General features: G+C 33.1%; 20 protein-coding genes. 3 read left to right on the top strand and 17 right to left on the bottom strand.

The genetic code is table 11. The features are described from left to right. Nucleotide 1 precedes the first annotated feature (1 nt). The 8 genes from ACI9TV_RS01885 to ACI9TV_RS01850 are packed head-to-tail and all read right to left on the bottom strand — an operon-like array spanning nucleotide 2 to nucleotide 5852. Nucleotides 2–889, bottom strand: a complete 888-nt coding sequence (locus ACI9TV_RS01885; protein ID WP_415249063.1) for a respiratory chain complex I subunit 1 family protein — start codon at nucleotides 887–889, stop codon at nucleotides 2–4. After that, on the bottom strand, nucleotides 886–2535 hold the full coding sequence (locus tag ACI9TV_RS01880) for a proton-conducting transporter membrane subunit (RefSeq protein ID WP_415249062.1): 1650 nt from the start codon (nucleotides 2533–2535) through the stop codon (nucleotides 886–888). The genes ACI9TV_RS01885 and ACI9TV_RS01880 overlap by 4 nt, the downstream gene beginning before the upstream one ends. Further along, nucleotides 2532–3986: a complex I subunit 5 family protein gene (locus ACI9TV_RS01875; RefSeq protein WP_415249061.1), complete on the bottom strand. Its 1455-nt coding sequence runs from the start codon at nucleotides 3984–3986 to the stop codon at nucleotides 2532–2534. Before ACI9TV_RS01875 ends, ACI9TV_RS01880 begins: the two co-directional genes overlap by 4 nt. 1 nt (nucleotide 3987) lies before the next feature. Then, on the bottom strand, nucleotides 3988–4365 hold the full coding sequence (locus ACI9TV_RS01870; RefSeq protein ID WP_415249060.1) for a sodium:proton antiporter: 378 nt from the start codon (nucleotides 4363–4365) through the stop codon (nucleotides 3988–3990). Then, a complete protein-coding gene (gene mbhE / locus ACI9TV_RS01865; RefSeq protein ID WP_415249059.1) occupies nucleotides 4358–5065 on the bottom strand; it encodes a hydrogen gas-evolving membrane-bound hydrogenase subunit E in 708 nt (235 codons plus the stop codon). Before mbhE ends, ACI9TV_RS01870 begins: the two co-directional genes overlap by 8 nt. Continuing rightward, the gene (locus ACI9TV_RS01860; protein ID WP_415249058.1) at nucleotides 5062–5301 is read right to left on the bottom strand and encodes a Na(+)/H(+) antiporter subunit B; all 240 of its coding nucleotides are present in this window, start codon (nucleotides 5299–5301) and stop codon (nucleotides 5062–5064) included. Before ACI9TV_RS01860 ends, mbhE begins: the two co-directional genes overlap by 4 nt. Then, complete coding sequence (mnhG, locus tag ACI9TV_RS01855; RefSeq protein ID WP_415249057.1) at nucleotides 5298–5603, bottom strand: monovalent cation/H(+) antiporter subunit G; 306 nt, start codon at nucleotides 5601–5603, stop codon at nucleotides 5298–5300. Before mnhG ends, ACI9TV_RS01860 begins: the two co-directional genes overlap by 4 nt. Further along, the gene (locus ACI9TV_RS01850; protein ID WP_415249056.1) at nucleotides 5604–5852 is read right to left on the bottom strand and encodes a monovalent cation/H+ antiporter complex subunit F; all 249 of its coding nucleotides are present in this window, start codon (nucleotides 5850–5852) and stop codon (nucleotides 5604–5606) included. A 174-nt stretch (nucleotides 5853–6026) separates the two neighbouring features. Between ACI9TV_RS01850 and ACI9TV_RS01845 the strand changes: the two genes are divergently transcribed. Further along, nucleotides 6027–7892: an EAL domain-containing protein gene (locus ACI9TV_RS01845; RefSeq protein WP_415249055.1), complete on the top strand. Its 1866-nt coding sequence runs from the start codon at nucleotides 6027–6029 to the stop codon at nucleotides 7890–7892. Nucleotides 7893–7963: 71 nt separating this feature from the next. On the opposite strand, the gene dnaK is transcribed toward ACI9TV_RS01845, so the two are convergent. Then, nucleotides 7964–9850 carry a molecular chaperone DnaK gene (dnaK, locus tag ACI9TV_RS01840; protein WP_415249054.1) on the bottom strand — a complete coding sequence of 629 codons (1887 nt, stop codon included), beginning with the start codon at nucleotides 9848–9850 and terminating at the stop codon, nucleotides 7964–7966. Nucleotides 9851–10003: 153 nt separating this feature from the next. Beyond that, the gene (gene grpE / locus ACI9TV_RS01835) at nucleotides 10004–10558 is read right to left on the bottom strand and encodes a nucleotide exchange factor GrpE (protein WP_415249053.1); all 555 of its coding nucleotides are present in this window, start codon (nucleotides 10556–10558) and stop codon (nucleotides 10004–10006) included. A 181-nt stretch (nucleotides 10559–10739) separates the two neighbouring features. On the opposite strand from grpE, the gene ACI9TV_RS01830 reads away from it, so the two are divergent. Next, nucleotides 10740–12737 carry a hypothetical protein gene (locus ACI9TV_RS01830; protein WP_415249052.1) on the top strand — a complete coding sequence of 666 codons (1998 nt, stop codon included), beginning with the start codon at nucleotides 10740–10742 and terminating at the stop codon, nucleotides 12735–12737. Here the strand turns inward: ACI9TV_RS01830 and ACI9TV_RS01825 are convergent. The 7 genes from ACI9TV_RS01825 to ACI9TV_RS01795 form a co-directional block, all read right to left on the bottom strand. Continuing rightward, the gene (locus ACI9TV_RS01825; protein WP_415249051.1) at nucleotides 12734–13306 is read right to left on the bottom strand and encodes a ComF family protein; all 573 of its coding nucleotides are present in this window, start codon (nucleotides 13304–13306) and stop codon (nucleotides 12734–12736) included. The two genes, ACI9TV_RS01830 and ACI9TV_RS01825, sit on opposite strands and share 4 nt — an antisense overlap. A 9-nt stretch (nucleotides 13307–13315) precedes the next feature. Further along, the gene (gene lepA / locus ACI9TV_RS01820) at nucleotides 13316–15106 is read right to left on the bottom strand and encodes a translation elongation factor 4 (RefSeq protein WP_415249050.1); all 1791 of its coding nucleotides are present in this window, start codon (nucleotides 15104–15106) and stop codon (nucleotides 13316–13318) included. Between the two features lie 95 nt (nucleotides 15107–15201). After that, on the bottom strand, nucleotides 15202–15720 hold the full coding sequence (locus ACI9TV_RS01815) for an SRPBCC domain-containing protein (protein ID WP_415249049.1): 519 nt from the start codon (nucleotides 15718–15720) through the stop codon (nucleotides 15202–15204). Between the two features lie 43 nt (nucleotides 15721–15763). After that, nucleotides 15764–16507 (bottom strand): DUF6597 domain-containing transcriptional factor, encoded by a 744-nt coding sequence (locus tag ACI9TV_RS01810; RefSeq protein WP_415249048.1) that lies wholly within the window; start codon nucleotides 16505–16507, stop codon nucleotides 15764–15766. A gap of 90 nt (nucleotides 16508–16597) precedes the next feature. Continuing rightward, a complete protein-coding gene (locus ACI9TV_RS01805; RefSeq protein ID WP_415249047.1) occupies nucleotides 16598–17524 on the bottom strand; it encodes a ribose-phosphate pyrophosphokinase in 927 nt (308 codons plus the stop codon). 72 nt (nucleotides 17525–17596) lie between these two features. Next, nucleotides 17597–18799 (bottom strand): OmpP1/FadL family transporter, encoded by a 1203-nt coding sequence (locus ACI9TV_RS01800; RefSeq protein WP_415249046.1) that lies wholly within the window; start codon nucleotides 18797–18799, stop codon nucleotides 17597–17599. A gap of 84 nt (nucleotides 18800–18883) precedes the next feature. After that, on the bottom strand, nucleotides 18884–19396 hold the full coding sequence (locus ACI9TV_RS01795; protein ID WP_415249045.1) for an arylesterase: 513 nt from the start codon (nucleotides 19394–19396) through the stop codon (nucleotides 18884–18886). 276 nt (nucleotides 19397–19672) lie between these two features. On the opposite strand from ACI9TV_RS01795, the gene ACI9TV_RS01790 reads away from it, so the two are divergent. Further along, nucleotides 19673–20131, top strand: coding sequence for a hypothetical protein (locus ACI9TV_RS01790; protein ID WP_415249044.1), 459 nt, complete (start codon nucleotides 19673–19675; stop codon nucleotides 20129–20131). The last annotated feature ends 40 nt before the right edge of the window (nucleotides 20132–20171 follow it).

Raw genomic sequence — 20171 nt, 5'->3', positions numbered from 1 at the left:
CTTAACTCCAAGTCGCTAATATTAATCCAACCATAGCAATAGTTGTTGGAATTTTAAGTAAAAAATCTATACTTTGTGGTGTTTTAAACCTTCCATAAATAGATCCAAATGCGATGACTATTATAAATAAGCCAAAAGTTTTCATTAGTAATTCTAAAAATCCATCTGCACCACCTAAAAAGAGATGTACCATAAGCACTAATTTTGCAAAAGTAAATATAGCACCTTGACTCATAAGAAGTGCTAAGAACTTCCCACTAAACTCAGATGCTGGACCAGAGTAAACTTCAACCGGTGCACCAACAACATCAAAAGGAGACTGTCCCATCATCCCTATGAATGAAAAAAGTGCGCCAATAAAAAGTAGCGGATAAGCTACTGCATTAAATGTAACTTGTGAGGAAGATATTGTAGCAATATCAGAACTAGAACTTAAACTCATAATAGCAATAACAGCTATGTAAAATGGTAACTCAAGTGCTAAAAGTCGTGAAAGCCCACGAGTCACACCCATTACCCCAAAAGGATTTCCAGCAGTTCCAACACCAAGAGCATTTCCTAAAGGACCTAGTACTATAAGATACAATACTATGAAGAGATTTCCATAATCACTCAAACCTTTAAAGCTATCACCAGTACTAAAAAATGGAATGAAAAGTAACGTCATAATCGCACCACTCATCATAATAACGGGTCCTAAATAAAACATCCAACCATGGGAAGTAGAATTATCTTTTGTAAAAAACTTTATAGAATCAAAAAATGACTGCCATACTGGAGGACCAAAGCGTTTTTGAAAACGCGCAGTGATATTACGGTAAAGTCCATAATATAAAAAACCAGTAAGATAAGCGATAATGAACATCAAGAGTGAATCTAAAACTATCATTTTATACTCCACCAAAGTAAAATAATTGCAAAAATAATTGCAAAGTTGAAATTATTTACAATATTGCCTGTATATATTTTTTTAAAAATATCTGCAAAATTTAATGTTTGTTCTGCAATAAAATCGTAAAAAGGCCTTACAGAGTTTTTGTAAATAAGATTTATAAAGCCTACTCTTTTTAACTCTTTACCCATGCTAAATCCATAGTGCAAATGTGAAGATTCATTTGGTTCTTCGCCACAATAAGCTATGTCAAATCTATCTTTCACATTTTTAGCTTTAGAGCGAAGGTTTACAAAAACTCCAAGTACTATCACAAATATAATACCAAACGTAGATATAACTACAAAACCATTGTATTTACCAAATGAAGATATGAGTGTTGCATAATCACTAAATACCATCGTCCGAAGATTTAATTCTACTAAGATTGTGTTGAAGTAAGGGACAACAAGCGCTGGATATGTTCCTAAAACAATAAGTACTATTGCTAGAATATACTGTGGTAGTAAAAATGAAAAAGGCACTTCCTTAACACTCTCTAACTTTTTATTTGTCGGATGACCAAGGTAAATACCATATATGAGCTTGTAAATATAAATGAATGCACTTGCACTTGAAAACATTACAGCTGACAATATAAGTAAATACTTCGCATCTAGGAGTGAAGTATAAATCAAAAACTTAGAAGCAAAACCACCAAGTGGGGGCATACCCGCAAGTGTAATTATACCGATAAGAAGAAGTACAAATGATTGTGGTGTTCTATAAATAAGACCACCAAGTTCACTAAACTTACTTCTACCAGTGATGTAGATAATTCCCGCAACATTAATAAATAAAAGAAGTTTTACCGCAGTATGAATAAGTGAGTGATATAGTGCCCCACTCATACCATCCGCAACACCTAAAACTGTGACAATATATCCAAGTTGTGCGATACTCGAATATGCTAAAAGTCTTTTAATGGAGTCCTCTTGTATAGCTTTGAATGTGGCAATAATAGAAGTAATCAAACCAATAATTGCCAAAGAATAAGAAAGTGCAACAACCTGTGTGACTAAAATAATAAGCGCATAAATACCCATTTTTGAAAGAACCGCTGAGAGATAAGGGGTAAAAAGGTTGTGAGACTCTTCATACACATCTACAAGCCAGTAGTGAACACCTATCGTTCCAAGTTTAACAAAGATTGCAAAAAGAATAAGCCCTATAAAGGCCATAGATTCAAAACTCCCAAGAGCTTCAAAGCTTTTCGCGGCATCTATATAAAGAAAACTATGATTTGCAGAGTAAAGAATAAGAATAGCCACAAACATACTCAAAGCTGAGGCCATTGCAAAAATAATGTACTTATATAGTGCTTCTTTAGAGAGTGAATATGAAAGTAAAAAGTAAGTGCTAATACTCATAACTTCCCAACCTATAAAGAAAAGAAGATAATCTGCTGCATACACTATGAAAAATAAAGCTGTAGTTAAAAGAAAAAATAGAGCATAAAAACTTTTTGTGAGGGAGTAGTTCCTTGCAATAAATAAAACAATCACAGATGAAAAACCTATAAGCATTGCAAAAAAGTTTGCTAGGTGTGTCACTTTTAATGAGATGATAATATCATTGAGTCCAAAGACTGATAAATCCATCATCTGCTACCTCCCCCTAAGTTACTAATATAGCTAGTTGCATCAAGCATAACTGTTGCGCTTTGGCTCAAATATTCTGAGATTAAAAAGGGTGCAACTCCTATGATAATGAGTAAAGATGCTAAAAGAATGAAAACTACTTTTTGAGTAAAGTCAATTTGAAGAGGCTCTCTTTTGGAACCCTTAGAAAACATAAATCCAGAAAGTCTAAAGTAGTAAACAGCTTCTAAAAGTGAAGCGAAAACTATAATGAGTAAAATGCCAAGTAGACCATTGAGTGCAAGAGATTTTAAAACTAAAAACTTTCCAACAAAACCTGCAAAGAGAGGAATACCTAAAATAGATAACATTGCGATAAGCATGATAGCTCTTATAAATGGTGAATTTAACTCTTTGAGTATTTCTATGTTTACGCTTTTGTGCTCTTTTTCTATAGTAGTAAGTGCTAAAAAAATGATGAACTTAGCGATAGAATGGGCCAATACTATAAAAAGTGCAGCTAGGATAGCATCTTCATTTTGAAGTGCAAACGCAGTAAATATAAGAGCGACTTGACCTAAACTTGAGTAGGCGAAGAGTCTTTTTAAGTTTGTTTGAGCAAGCCCTACTATCTCTGCTACTAGCATACTTAGTGCTCCAAGATAGACTAAGAAAAGAGAAAATTCGCCACTTGGTAAAAAGAGATACATAATATGAAAAAAGACAAATAAATAAGCTTTTACCACAATAGCTGAAAAGAGAGCATTTATGAGTGTTGAACTTCCTTGATAAACATCTGTTACCCAAAAATTGAGTGGAAATATTTCTACTTTAAAACCAAAACCTATAAGTAAAAGAATAGAGATTAAGAGTTTTAGATTGTAAGGAAGTGTCTCAAAGTTTTGTGCAATTATAGCTAGGTTAAGTGAGCCTATATTTATATATATAAGAGTAATTGCAAAAAGTAAAAATACAGAAGCAACAGCTCCTGTGATGAGGTACTTTAAACCTGCTTCAAGAGCTTGTGAAGTTTTTTGATATGCACTCAGTATATAAGCCGAAATTCCGGCTAGTTCAAAAAATACATAGATATTGAAAATATCAGAGCTGAGAACAAGGCCGATACTTGAAGCTAAAAGCATATTTAAAAGTATGAAAAACTTTGTTTCATTTTTGTATGAATCTGTTTTTCTATGACTTATATAGTAGAGTGAAAATAGAAGCATTAAAAATGTAAAGAGTGCCACAAAAAAGAGTGAATTGGTGTTGAGAACAAATGAGATTCCTAAAGGTGCTGCGATAGAGATAATTTCTATATGTTGGGTATTTTCATTTAAAAATGTAAATGCCAAGTAGAGTAAAAAAGCTTGCATGATAGTCGAAGTATAAACAACTCCACTTTTACTTAATTTGTTTAAAATGGGTGTAGTAAATCCAAAAAGAAGGGGTAATGCTATAAAAAGTATACTACTCATCTTAGTGCCTCATCTCATTCATCTTGTCAATCTCAGAGTTTGCTGTGAGTTTGTAGTATTCTATAGCCATACTAACACCAAGTGCCGTAACAGCCATACCTATAACGATGGCCGTAAGTATCATGGCATGTGGAACTGGATCATTCATTTGAGTTACTTTCGTATGTGTCGCATCTAGGATAGGTGCAACAAAGTTAACTCTATACATAGTTCCGATAAAAAAGATAAAAAGTGCATTTTCCATCAAAGCGATACTTATAAATATTTTAATGAAATGTTTTTGAGTTAAAAGTCCAAAGAGACCAATAGCAAAAAGTGTCATAGACCCTATAGTTACAATAGTTTTTATCACTTCAGGCTGGTTAAAATACTCAAACATCTTCACCTCTTCTGATGAGGTTTTGCATGATATAACTCATCTCACTACCAACTTTAATGCCAACGATAATATATATGATAGGAATTATGCCACCACTGAGAAGCATGCCCATCTGAGATATGTCATGTGGTAAAAAGTTTCCTAAAAAAACATCTAAAGTAAAGAGACCAATAAGTCCAATGAGAACATACGCAACGCCAGCAAAGGTTTCAAGTGTCACTATTACAGAGTGAGGCACTTCAAATTTTTTGTGACTTATAAGAAGTAGTAAAACGCCACTCGCAATGATAACTCCACCTTGAAAACCACCACCAGGACTTAAATGACCGTAGATGATAACATAAACGCCATAAAGAGTGATGATGGGAAATAGAAGTTTAGAAGCAGTTTTTAGCATAAAGTTACTTTCGGCTTTTATCTCACAGCGAGTGTTTTCGCTGAGTAGTAAACCTATTCCTAGTGAAGCGATAAAAAGGACCGCTATTTCGCCAAGCGTATCAAAGCCACGAAAATAGACAACAACAGTTGTGACTGCATTTGCTACCCCTTCTTGAGTATTGAGAGTAAGTAGTTTATCTCCAGCACTTAAAACTTTTGAAGGCAAATTTTCTAAAAGTAAGTTTATAACAGTTAAAACAAAAAGGGCTGAGAGTGCGAAGCCACTTATATATGTTGTGGGAAGGTTACGTTTGATACTCACTCTGAAGCCCTAAGGTGTTTAAGTGCCATTAAAAATATAAGTGTTCCAACACCAGAACCAATGACCACCTCTGTAAGTGCTACATCAGGAGCTCGAAAAATAGTATAGAGTAGCACACTTCCAAGTCCAACACCCATAAATAGGATAATTGAATCTGCAAGTTTTTTTTGTATGATTGCAGCAAATGTAACGATAATCATACCTATAAAAATGGAGGTTATAAGTAAACCAATCATTTTTCTTCTTTGAGTTCATCTATCTGGAGAGTTAGTCCATCTTTATGAGTAGCACGAGCTATAACTGAAGAAGAGAGAGGATTTGTAAGTAAAATAAATAGTGCTATGAGAAGAAGTTTAAAACTCCAAGTAGGCTCTAGAAAACACGCACCTATAAGCACCGAAATAGTTCCGATAGTTGTAGCTTTTGTACTGATATGCATACGAGTATAGACATCAGGCATTCTTAGTAGACCAATAGAACTGACTATAAATACCAGTACACCGAGTGTAATAAAAAGATATCCTAGTATATCGAGCATCTAAATACCATTCTCAATAAAACGACCAAATATAGTAGTACCTAAAAAACCAATAAGCCCAAATACTAAAGCAATATCAAGGTAAAGCATTCTCTCAAAGTAAAGAGCTAAAATGACTAAAAGTGATATAGCCATTATTCCGATAACATCAAAAGCGATGACTCTATCACTCACTGTAGGTCCAAGAACAAGTCTTAAAATTGACATTGCTATAGCAATAAGAAGTGTGATGCTTAATACAGAAAACAATAAACTTTCCTTAATTCTAATATATTATATGACTCTTATATTATATCAGCTATAAAATAAAAATCTAATTCACTCATTATAATTTTTTCTACTAGATTGATTTATTAAGTCGAATTTTAAATGTATTATTTCCTTAATTGGATACAATATAGTTACATACTACAAGGATGTTCTATGCGTAAAGTTTGTGATGTTATTGAAATAATTAAGGACTCAAATTATTTTGATGCTTGGAAAGAAGTGTTTCTTAGTGAAACAGCAGTATCAGAGTGGCAATACTTACTAGATAATAGAGACTCAAAACATGTTTATGATGCTTTAGGAGACAAACTACATAGTAATAATGTTCCCTATGTAATTGTAACTGAATATATAAGTGAGTTTTTTAGGTATTACGACAAATATGATGATTATCATGATATAAAAAATAATGTTGCCGAAGCATATTTAAAGAAAAAACTTAAAAGTGATTGTGAATTAATCTCACAAGAGATTAATAAAAAGCTTTCTATCCCCTTACTAGAAAAAAAAGATCTTATTAATGCTCATCTGCATTGGATGCAAAATTTTATTTCAACTATTGTTGGTACACCTAAATTCTTCCAATTAGATCCAAGAAGATGTTTTGTTGGTCTTTGGATTTTAGAAGAAAATATAGAAGACTTACATCCAACAGTAGCTCAACTCCATACTAATCTTCATGCAATGGCACAAAGTGCTCTTAGAATGTATTCCCGTAATGACTATGCATATTTTTTACTTTTATATTTAGATATTCTCATGTCTTCTTATCAGATTAGAGACATTATTATGAATATATACTTTACAAAACGTTTAAATTCTATTTATGAAGATCCACTCACAAGGGCAGGAAATTATTTTCAACTTAGAATGGATATGCAATCACAAACTGAGCCTACTACTCTCTTAATATTAAATATCAAAGAATTTAGTAAAATCAACCTACTTTATGGACATGATGTTGGAGATATTATTATTAAAGAAGTATTTGAATATATTCCTGAAATTGTTCAAGTAACAGATATGTATCGTATATACGGAGATGAGTTAGCCATTATATTCCCATTAGAAGATAAAGAAAAGAATATAAAGTATATTAAGCATAAACTTGAAGAAAAAGAGTTCCGTATAGATGAAGACGTAATTACACTTTCATTTTACGGGAGCCTTTCAAGTACTTCAAGTGATGCCTTAGAACGTTGTGAATATGGGCTTATGTTATCAAAAAATAATCTTGGTGAAATTAGTGATGTAGATATAATTGATGATAGTGTATTGCAAAGATATGCAGATAATATAACATTATCCCAAGAATTAAGACTTGCTTTCATGGATAATCGAATAGTGCCTTATTTTCAACCGATAATGGATTTAGACACAGGCAAAATAATCAAGTATGAAGCGTTAATGCGTGTTATAGATATCCATTCAAATATTTTAGAACCAGCTAGTTTTTTAGAAGTTCTACAAGAGATGTATCTTTATCCTGAGGTAACGAAACTTATGATTAAGAAAACATTTGAAGTCTTTGAAAATTCTGATCTCCAATTTTCAATTAATCTTTCTTTTGCGGATATCATAAATCTTGATACTGAAGCATTTATTATTGCAATTTTAAAGCAGTATCCAGATGCGGCTTCAAGATGTACATTTGAGTTACTTGAGAATGAGGCTATTCATAATCATGTTGAAGTGATAGACTTTTTTGAGCTCTTACATGCTTATGGGGTTACTCTTGCTCTTGATGATTTTGGAGTAGGATACTCAAACTATGAAACAATTTTTAAATTTGATATAGATTTTATAAAAATAGATGGTTCTCTGACCCAATCTATACTCACTAATGAGCGTTCTCGTGTACTCATGGAGTCAATTGTTACTGTTGCTAAAAAACTGGATGCAAAACTCATTGTTGAATGTGTAAGCTCAAAAGAACTTTTAGATGAGATATCAAAAATGGATGTTGATTATGTGCAGGGGTATTATATAGGTAAACCCCAAGAGGGCTTGCTCTTATAAAAAGCAATTTTTTTACTAAGATAGAAATTATTCTATCTTAGTGTCGATTGCTTTACATATTTAGACTTTGCTTACTCTATTTCAGCGTCTATTACGTCGTCATCTTCTTTCTTTTTCTTAGCATCAGCCTTTGCAGCTTCTGGGTTTTCTTTTTCTTTGTACATCTCTTCAGCCATTTTGTGAGCAGCTTCAGTTAATGCTTTTACTTTTTCTTCAATCATCTCTTTTGTAGCAGACTCATCTTTTAAAGTATCTTTTAATTCAGTTGCTGCAGTTTCAATTTTAGCTTTTTCTTCAGCTTCTAGTTTATCACCCATCTCTTCTACTGATTTTTCAGTTTGAGCGATGAGTGCATCAGCTTGGTTTCTTAAATCTACTAATTCTTTTCTTTCGCCATCAGCAGCTTTGTTTTCTTCTGCATCTTGAACCATTTTGTTAATCTCTTCTTCACTTAGTCCAGATGATCCAGAGATTGTGATTGATTGAGATTTACCAGTACCTTTGTCAGTTGAAGAAACAGTAAGGATACCATTTGCATCAATGTCAAAAGTTACTTCAATTTGAGGAACACCACGTGGTGCCGCTGGAATATCTCCAAGCTCAAATAAACCAAGAGACTTGTTGTCTTTAGCAAATTCACGTTCACCTTGACCAACGCTAATAGAAACAGCAGGTTGGTTGTCTTCGGCAGTTGAGAATACTTGAGATTTTTTAACAGGAATTGTAGTTCCTTTTTCAATAATCTTAGTCATAACTCCACCAAGAGTTTCAATTCCAAGTGATAATGGAGTAACATCAAGAAGTAAAACATCTTTTACATCTCCACGTAAAACACCACCTTGAATAGCAGCACCAGCAGCAACAACTTCATCAGGGTTAACACTTTTATTTAAGTCTTTTCCACCAAAGAATTTAGAAACAGCTTCTTGAGCCATTGGTACACGAGTAGATCCACCAACCATGATAATCTCTTTGATTTCATTGTTATCTAAGTCAGACTCTTTCATAGCTACTTTGATGTGATCAATAGTTTCTTCAACTAAATCAGCAATCATAGCTTCAAATTTAGCACGAGTAAGTTTTACAACTAAATGCTGTGGTCCAGCTTCTGTCATTGTAATAAATGGTAAATTGATTTCAGTCTCAGTAGCTGAGCTTAATTCTTTTTTAGCATTTTCAGCAGAATCTTTAAGACGTTGCAATGCCATTTTGTCATTTTTAAGTTCAATTCCATGAGAAGATTTGAATTCAGCATTTAAGAAATCAACAATTTTATTATCAAAATCATCTCCACCTAGGAATGCATTACCATCAGTTGAAAGAACTTCAAAAGTACCATCAGAAATCTCTAGAGTTGTAACATCAAATGTTCCACCACCAAGATCGTAAACAAGTACATTTTCTTCAGTTTTAGAATCAAGACCATAAGCAAGTGCAGAAGCAGTTGGCTCATTAATAATTCTTAGAACATTAAGACCAGCAATAGTACCAGCATCTTTAGTAGCTTTACGTTGTGCATCATTGAAGTAAGCTGGAACTGTAATTACAGCGTCAGTTACAGTTGAACCAATATAAGCTTCAGCATCTTCTTTTAGTTTTGTAAGAATTTTTGCTGAAATCTCTTGTGGAGTATAAATCTTACCAGCTACATCAACAGCTGCTGAACCATCTTTATCTACGATATTGTACGTTACTTTATCGTGAGCTTGTTTAGCATTTTCTTCATTCATCATAAGACCCATAATTCTCTTGATTGAAGAGATTGTTTTCTCTGGGTTTGTGATTGCTTGACGTTTTGCTGGATCTCCAACTAGAACATCACCTTTATCTGTAAATGCAACTACTGAAGGAGTTGTATTTTTACCTTCTGCATTAGGGATGATTTTTGCTTCACCACCTTCATAAACTGCTACACATGAATTTGTTGTTCCTAAATCTATTCCGATTACTTTACTCATTAATTTGTCCTTAATTTTATTTTATAAAATGAAGGAAAATTAATTCGCTTCATTTATTATTCCGTAAAAGGAACGCGTCCCTTTTACTCCGCTTGCGCCGCTGTGGCGACTAAAGTTAGATGCTAGCGCATCTTTTTCTACTGCCTAACTTGTTTAGTTAGCAACTATTACCATTGCTTCTCTTAGAGGTCTGCTCTTATATTTGTAACCAGTTTGAAAAGTTTGAACTATCTGTCCAGATTCAACATCTTCACTATCGATTGCTTGAACAGCATTGTGAATGTTTGGATCAAAAGGTTCGTCATGTGCTACTAATGTAACTCCATGTTTTTCAAGTTGAGTAAGAAGTGACTTATGTGTCAATTCTATCCCTTCTTTTAAGTTATCAAAACGTTCTGCCTTATCTGCATCGCCATCAGCTGATTTCATTGCACCATCAAGTGCATCCATTACTGGAATCATATCTTTAGCAAATTTCTCGTTTGAGTATTCAACTGCTGTATATTTCTCACGTTCAAGTCTTTTTTTAATGTTGTCAAAATCAGCGTGAACACGAGCGTATTTGTCTTTTAGTTCAGTAAGTTCTGTTTGTAAAAGATCAAACTCATTTTCTACTGCTTCAGCTTCTGCCTCAGCTTCGTTTATATTTTGTTCTAATTCTTCTTCTGTATTTTCTACAGTTTCTTGTTCTGTTTTTTCTTCAGACATAATTGTTTAATGACTCCTTATTTATAAAAGATAGCTGTATTATACATATTGAGTGTAACAATGTCAAGTACTACCTTAGTTAGTTTTGTTATTTAAGTTTAGTCAAATAGACTCATGTTTGTATTTTCTTTGTAAATATGGATTATTGTATGATTATAAAATATAATAAATGGAGATTTTAATGAAAATAGTTTTATGGTTATTAGGACTTGTCGTGGCACTTGTTATAGGTACGTATATTATTACTTTTACGTTTATTGGTAATGCAATTGTGAGTCCGATGATAGAGGCGAAGATTCAAGAACAAATAAAACTTGATTCAAAACTTCGCACTTTTTCTTTGGGAATGAGTGAATTTGAAATTCTTTTAGATCTTGATGCACACAATAGTGTACATGTAAAAGGAACATACTCTTTATTAGAACAATCTTTTGATGCAATATATGATGTTAAGTTGAAGAAGTTAGAAACTTTAGAGCCTCTGATCAAAAAACCATTAAAAGGAGTATTGTTCACAGATGGTAGAGCTAAGGGCACTTTAGCTTATATGAAGATAGATGGTAAAAGTGATGTAGCATTGAGTACGACAGTCTACCATGTAGAATTAACGGATTTAGATCCAACTTCCATTACAGCTACAATAGGAAATGCTGACCTAGTAGCACTTTTAGAGTTAGCTGGTGAAAAGAAGTATGCTCAGGGAAAAATTGATGTTGATGTAGATTTTAAAAATATCAAGCAACATCAATTAGATGGAACTATCGTTATAGCTACAAAAGAAGGGAAGTTAAATAATTTTCTTATGAGCAAAGAGTTTGATCTTAATATTCCTACCACAAAATTTAGTATGAGCCTTGATGCAAAACTAAAAGGCGATGATATTGATTATATATATGCTCTTAACTCAAATTTAGCGACAATTAAATTAGCTGGAAATGTAGTTCCAGTACCTTTGAAGGTAGACGTAACTTACAAGCTTGATGTACAAGAGTTAGCTGTACTTAAGCCAATAACTCATCAAGATATCCGTGGTCCCCTTGTTCTAAATGGAACAGCAAAAGGGACTAGGAAAAATATGAGAGTTCAAGGTGTAAGTGATATAGCGGCTTCAGATACTACGTTTAGTGCGATTCTCAAAGATTTGAAACCAGTCGCTGTCAATGCAAATATAGCTAACCTCAAAATTGAAAAACTACTTTATATGCTTAAACAACCTCATTATGGAGATGGTATCCTTTCTTTAAATGCAGATATGAGTGATGTGAGAAAAGGGCAGTTAAAAGGTACTGTGATTACAAGTATTACAAAAGGCCTTTTAGATTCAACTTATCTTAGCAAAGAGCAAAAGTTTAAAAGTAAAATGCCACGCACTGCTTTTACTCTTGCAAGTAGTACTGATTTAAATGGCGATATGACACAAACAAAACTAAATTTTAAATCAACACTTATATCACTTGACATTAAAAAAGCAAACTATGACATTAAAAAGAAGTCTATTAACAGTGACTTTATAACGAGTATTCCAAACCTTGATAATCTCTTTTTTATTACAGAAAGACATCTTAAAGGTGCTATCACTTTAAATGGTGAAGTGAAAAAAGATAAAGATTTAGATTTGATTGTACACTCTAAAGTAGCTGGTGGTAAGCTCGATGCAAAAATATTTAATGATGACCTCCATGTTGATTTAACGTCAATTGAGACGATTAAAGCACTTGAAATGCTTATGTACCCAGAAGTTTTTTCTGCATCGTTAAATGGAAAGCTTGATTACAACACTAAAGCCAAAAAAGGAAAGTTTCAAGGCAATTTACGTGAGGGTAAATTCATGAACAACATTATGCTAACTATGGTAAAACAGTATGGACAAGTTGATTTATACAAAGAAAAGTTTACAGGAGATATAAGTGCAGATGTAAATAAAGAAAAACTTCTTGCCTCACTAAGTTTAGCATCTAGAAGCTCTGCTATTAATACAAAAGATGCAAAGTTAGATTCTAAGGCTAAAACTGTAGATGCAACTGTAGTAGTAACTGTAAATAAACATCCTATTTCTGTAACGCTAAGAGGAGATACATCAGCACCCGCGGTAATGATAGATCCCGGAGATATGATGAAAAATGAAATGCAAAAAGTCGTTGGCGAAAAACTTAATGGTTTCCTAAAAGGCTTTTTCTAAGAAGCAGCATCGGCCAAAGTTAAACAAAAAAGGACTTCTTTTTTGTTTGCTTTCATAGCTTCTATAGCTTGACCTAGAGTTGAGCCAGTTGTGATAATATCATCTACTAAAATTACTTCTTTTGCTTCAAAACTGTTTACTATAAAATTTCTAGGATTTAAAAGTCTAAACTCTTTACTTTTCCCAGAATAGGAAATAGGGTTACTAGCTCGTAGTATATTGTATAGAGGTTTTATAAATTCTGACTTGAGAGTTTTATTAAGTATAGCTGTATGAGAATAGCCACTATCAATTGTATCATCGATTCCAACAGAAGTAACACTATTAGATAAATCAAAATTTTTGGCAAACTTAGCAAAGCTATTTTTTGCAAGAATATTGTAAATATAGTATCCGATATCTGTATGTTTTGTGTGGAGTAGATCTTTAATATCTTTGTATTTATAAAAAGAAATAACTTCGATGTTGTTAAGGATTTTTCTTTTGTAAAGCGAAGGTGCTAAAAAGGTTTCTTGGCAGGGCTGGCAGATATGCGAAAGAGATAAACTCTCGCATAAAAGGCATTTCATATTTTTTTGTTAGTCCATCTTAAGAACTGACATAAATGCTTCTGAAGGAAGTTGAACTTTTCCAATAGACTTCATACGTTTTTTACCAGCTTTTTGTTTTTCTAGGAGTTTTCTCTTACGTGTAATATCCCCACCATAACATTTAGCAGTAACATTTTTACCCATAGACTTCACCGTTTCTCGAGCAATAATCTGAGAACCTAAAGAAGCTTGAACAGCCACTTCAAAAAGTTGACGAGGGATAATCTCTTTCATGTTTTTAACTAAAATTCTACCACGTGAAAGAGCTTGATTTCTAGGGACAACGATACTCAGCGCATCAACAGCTTCACCAGATACTCTGATATCAAGTTTAACAAGATCTCCAGGTCTAAAGTCTATAGGCTCATAATCAAATGAAGCATAGCCTTTAGAGATTGATTTTAATGTGTCATAAAAATCAACTACAATCTCATTCATTGGTACTTCATACTCAAGCATAACCCTATCTTCATTAAGATACGTCATTTTTGTTTGTGTACCACGTTTGCTGATGAGAAGGGTAATGATATTACCTAAGTATTCAGCAGGTGTAATAACAGTAGCTTTAACATAAGGCTCTTCAATTCTGTCAATACGGTTTACTTCAGGAAGTTGAGAAGGATTATGAACGGTAACTTTATCCCCATTACTAAGGTAAACTTGGTAAATAACTGATGGAGCAGAAGCAATTAAATCAAGGTTGAACTCACGTTCAAGTCTTTCTTTTACTACTTCCATATGAAGCATCCCTAAAAATCCAACACGAAAGCCAAAACCAAGGGCTAAAGAAGTCTCTGGTTCGTAGGATAGAGAGCTGTCATTTAGACGAAGTTTATCCAGAGCATCACGTAAGTTTTCAAACTCATCTGTGTCTATTGGATAAATACCTGCGAATACAAAAGGCTTAGCAGGTTCATATGTTCCAACAGGTTCAGTAGCCGGGTTCCTCGCATCCGTTAGTGTATCGCCAACATTGATAACGCTTACTTCTTTGAGACCAAGAACAACAACTCCAATTTCGCCACACTCAATAGTTTTAGTCTTAATCTTTTTCATTGGATGTGGATACATCAAGTCTAAAATCTGATGCTCTTCTCCATTACTCATAAGCTTAATATTTTGACCTTTTTTAACTTGACCGTCAAAAACACGTACAAGTGCTAATGCACCTAAATACTGGTCAAACCAAGAGTCATAAATGATAGCTTTAGTAGTTTCTTCTGGATTTCCTACAGGAGCTGGAATTCTATCTACAATTGCGTCAATGAGTTCTCTGATACCAACACCAGTTTTAGCAGACACTAAACAAGCATCAGTAGCATCTATTCCGATAGAAGTTTCTATCTCTTCAGCTACTTTGTCAGGATCAGCCGCAGGTAAATCTATCTTATTTATAACAGGGATAAGTTCAAGATCATTATCAAGTGCTAAATAGACATTCGCAATTGTTTGTGCTTCAACACCTTGTGCTGCATCGACAATGAGTAGAGCACCGTCAGATGATGCGAGTGACTTACTTACTTCATAAGAAAAATCAACATGGCCCGGAGTATCAATGAGGTTTAGAATATAGTGTTCACCATCTTTTACATAGTCTAGTCTAACAGACTGCGCTTTAATGGTAATTCCACGTTCTTGTTCGATGTCCATAGTGTCCATCATTTGTGTACCCATTTCACGCTCAGTAACTGAACCACACTCTTGAATGATTCTATCCGCGAGAGTACTTTTACCGTGATCAATATGAGCGATAATTGAGAAGTTTCTAATGTTTTTCAATATTTTTCCTATTTAGAAATAATTACGCGATTATACAGAAAAAGTACTGATAAAGTTGTTAAGTGGATTCTAGGTCATTTATTAGAGCTTAAATTTTAACTATTTTCAACTTCTATCTTTAATTCTAAATTCATTCTTACAAATAAATCTAATAGATCAAAAATCATACTCTCAAAAAGGTATGCTATTACACCTTCAAGTTCCCATTTTTGAATAAAGATTACTTCATTGTTTGAAACTTCCTCTATTATAAAATGATGAGTTGCCTTAAAAAAACTCTTTGTGAATATAGTTTGACTTGCACTAAATGATTCATACTTAGTTTTATGTACAGCTATTGCTTGAAAACTATCGGCTAAAGAACCGTCATTTTCAAATATTGAGACGTCGAACTCTTTACCAAGTTCCATATTATCATTATTTTGCATCTTTAAAACAGTATTCCATTTAGAATAATCTTTAAAGTTTGTTAAAACATTCCAAACTTTTTCTTTAGATGAAGCAATGTCAATTTGAATTACATAATCGTATTCTTTTGTTGTATCAGTATTTCCATAAGAGCTTAGTATTGAGAGAGTTAAGAGTATAGACAACATCGTTTTTTTAAATTTCATAACATATACCTTCTTTAATTTTGGGTATTTTATATAAAAGTTATTATTTTGTATTGTACAAAACCGACATTATTTTATCGGTAGGAGTTAAGTTTGAGAATTTTTTAAAGTCTCTATTAAAATGTGCTTGATCGTAGTAACCGAAATCTAAAGCTTTTAATGAAAGTTCATTGAAATCACTTTTTAACAAACTCTTAAAAGCATAAAAAAACTTTATTATATTGGTAAATCTTTTGGGACTAAATCCAACTAGGTTGTTAAATAGCCTTTCTAATTGTCTTGGATTTATATTATTAGCTTGAGATATATCTTTTATAGATACATCTCCCTTCTTTGTCATTATTTCATCAATAATTTTTAGAATGACTTGATTCAATATTACATTCTTACAAAAAAGCTCAAGTATAATATTGAGGTTTTTAACTTTGTTTTTTTCACTATTTTCATCAAAGCTTAAAAGTATAAAAAGCTCTTTCGATACATCTTCCAATGGAACTATTTTATTAACGAAATCACTTGCTTTTATAGTTAAAAGTTGTGACAATATGGAAGGTTTAAACCTAATTCCAAAGACTTTAGTGTTTGGTTCTATTGGCATAATAACACCTTCGTCGAGACTACCTACGAGTAATAAAACATTATTATTGTATACAATGTCCATATTCCCATCAGGAACTATGGGTATATTTACTATTTCTTGTGTAGGGTTTTCTAATATCCAATATATATCAATGATATGCGATAGTTTTGATGAGGGATTGTACTTATTTACATATAGTTTTTTCATATTAATTTATCTTGAGAAAGAGCGATAGATTATTGAAGAAATTCTAGAAATGAATAAAGGACTAAACTTTTAGTCCTTTAGGTTTTGAAGTTATTCAAATAAGCCATTAACGCTTTCGTTATGGTAGACACGACGAATAACTTCTGCAAAAAGAGGAGCTACTGTTAATACTTTAATTTTTCTATGTTCTTTAGATTCCAGTGTATTTGTGATGATAAGTTCATCTAGTTCACCATTGTCTAAATTTTCGTATGCTTTTCCACTTAAAACACCATGTGTAGCACAGGCCATAACAGAAGTTGCACCTTTGTTCTTAAGTGCAGTTGCGGCTTTTACCATAGTTCCAGCAGTATCAACCATATCATCAATCATAATTACGTCTTTGCCTGCTACTTCACCAATAATTCCCATTACTTCAGCTTCATTTGCTTTCTCACGACGTTTATCAACGATAACCATCTCTAAACCCATACGTTTTGCAAAGTAACGTGCTCTTGCAACTCCACCGATATCTGGTGAAGCTATGATTGGGTTTTTAAGGTTTTTACTTTTGATGTAATGCTCAAACGTTACAGAACCATAAAGGTTATCCACTGGAATATCAAAGAATCCTTGGATCTGTCCAGCATGAAGGTCCATTGTGACAACCCTATCAATTCCTGCAGTTTCATAAAGGTTAGCAACAAGTTTTGCTGTAATAGGAACACGTGGAGCAGCTTTTCTATCTTGTCGTGCATAACCATAATAAGGAACAACGGCAGTGATACTTGAAGCAGATGAACGCTTAAGCGCATCTGTCATAATGAGAAGCTCCATTAAATTATCATTTGATGGCACACCAGTTGATTGAACGATAAATACATCACGACCACGAACAGATTCAGCGATTTGAACAGATATTTCACCATCACTGAATTTTTTAATATCAGCATTACCTAGAGGTACATCTAAAACTTGACAAATCTCTTTTGCGAACTCTACACTTGAACTACCAGCAAAAATTTTATAACCACGCATGGGATTCCTTTTGGAAAAATTTATACGCGATTATACAAGAATACTGCTGAGGGGATATTAAAAGAAGAGATTTTAAAACCTGTATCTCATCCCACTTGTAAGAGAGTAGGCATCTTTTTCAGAGAAAGTTCCGTTTACCCCTGTAGCATTTCCTTGGTTGGATGTTCTGTCCTCGTAATCAGCATAAAGAAGAGAGAGTCCAATGTCTAAATTATCATTGAGTTGATAACGTCCACCAAATGAGTAGGTCATTGAGTTGGATTCTGGTGAAGAGTAGCTTACATATGCTTCATCAGCGGCATTGTTACTATAGGCAATACCACACATAAGAGTGAGTGCATTTTTAAATTTATGAGTAATACCAAGTCGATATACTGTAGTATCTTTCCATACTTTAGGAGTAATTCTTCCCAGTGGACTAGCTTCTAAAGAAGTGTTCTCATAGTTGAAGTCTGTCTCCGTGACCTTAGACCAGAAAGTTTTATCGTATGTGATTTCGATTGTTGTTGCATTATTAAACGTATATGCTCCGGCAAGAATAAGGTTGTCTGGAATTTCAACTGCTAAAGAAGCTCCGGTTGTTCCACTAAACCATGGTGAAGTCACAACTGCACTCCCTTTTGTATTAAGGGTTAAAGGAGACCTATATGTTAGTGCTAGGTTTAATTCATCTGTTGGTTTATAACTTATAGCAATGTTATATGCAAAGGCATCATCATCTCCACTCATGTTTACACTGTAAATTGGTAATGCGTTAAGTTCGACCTCTCCTTCTCCCCTCACATAACGTACTCCAAAGGCAACAGAAAATTGATTCGTAATTGGGATCGCGATTGAAGGATTTAATTCTATTGTTTTAAGAGAAAATTTCTTAGCAGTACTCATGGCTGGCTGATCTGTCCATTCTCTTGTAAGACCATATGGAACAGATATGCTCAGACCTAAACGTATACCATTATCTGATAACTTTGGCGAAACATAATGTAATGATGGGATAACAGTTTGATGTTGTTGTGTATGGATCGGAGTCGTACCACTTGTAGGTGTATACTTCATAGATGGAAGATCTATGTAAGATAGTGAAACTTCGATTTCATTTTTATCTTGATTGTAAACCATATTGGCCGGATTAAAGTAAGCAGCATCAGCACCGTTAGCATTTGCCACATAAGCTGTTGCTAAGGCATTGGAATTAACAGAATTATTTGGAATTTGGTATCCCGCTCCCAAGAGTAAAGATGTACAGAAGAACGATAAGTAAATAGTTTTTTTCATGAAATATCCTCTATTAGATGTTCTAATTTTACACATCTTAATGTTAATAGTATATTAAAATGTGTTATGAAAAATTGTTATTGTTTATTTAATAGTCTTAATTCCCAATATCTCAATAAAAGCATCAGCCATTACTTCATAACCTTTTGCATTTGGATGAACATAATCACTTTTTAAGGAACGATTTCTTTCTATATGTTCTAAAACATTATCTTCAAACAGGACACTTGTTTCATTGGCTACTTCTTCATAAATAGCATGTGCATGAAAAGTAACAAGAGCAAAATCAGGTACACTCACAAGTAGAACCTTTACACCACTATCTTGTATGAGCTTAATCATTACGAGTAGATTATTTTTTAGCTCAGAAGAGGGAATTTTATTTAATATATCATTTCCACCGTGGCAAAGAATAACTAAATCAGGTTTGTGTTCTAAAAGTCTAGGAAGACGAAGTAGACCCTCCGATGTAAGTTCACCATTTATCCCGGCATTAATAACTTTTACTCCTGTTTTCATTTGTATCTGTTTAGGGTAACTAAATTCGTGTGATGCACCAAAACCATAGGTAAGACTATCTCCAAATGCTAATATCACACTCGTCTCCTTCAACATAGGCTCATGAGAATTTTCCTTATTCTCTTTAGTTATTATTAATAAGCTAATTACTATGAAAAGTAATATAGCTGTAAATATTACTTTATTCAAATTTATTTTACCTTGAGATATTTTAAATATTAAGAATTATAACATGATAGATAAATCTAAAGGTATCAAGATTAAATAATATAAGTCTATAAAAAATAATAATTTTAAATTAAATATAAGTTATATTAATATATAATGATTTTAGATATATAAAAGGAACTTATGATGTACAGGAAAATAATAAATGGAATTACAGCAGGCTTAATGATGTTAGCTTTAACTGAATGCTTAGGGGCTTCAGAAGTTAATACGGAAAAATTAGTAGCTGCTGTAAGTCAGAACTACCGTTTAATAGGAACGATGGATAATCCGTCAAATGAAGTTCAATTAGCTGCGGTTAATCAAAATTACATAGCTATAAAATATATTAGAAATCCATCAAAAGAAGCTCAGTTAGCTGCAGTTAATCAAAATCAATATGCTATACAGTATATTCAGAATCCCTCAGAAGAAGCGCAGGTAGCTGCTGTAAAACAGAGCTATTTTATAATACAGCACATTGAAAATCCATCAAAAAAAGCTCAAATAGCTGCTGTGAAAGAGAGTTACTTTGCAATAAGATATATCAAAAATCCAGATGTAGAAGCTATAAAAATAGCACAAGCTAAAATGATTGAAAAGTAAAGTAGAATGAACTCTAAGGTATATAAAAATCTTTTTATAT

It is taken from the genome of Sulfurimonas sp. (assembly GCF_047622445.1).
In the GTDB taxonomy this organism is placed as follows: domain Bacteria; phylum Campylobacterota; class Campylobacteria; order Campylobacterales; family Sulfurimonadaceae; genus Sulfurimonas.
This window is presented reverse-complemented; position numbering and strand designations above follow the sequence as displayed.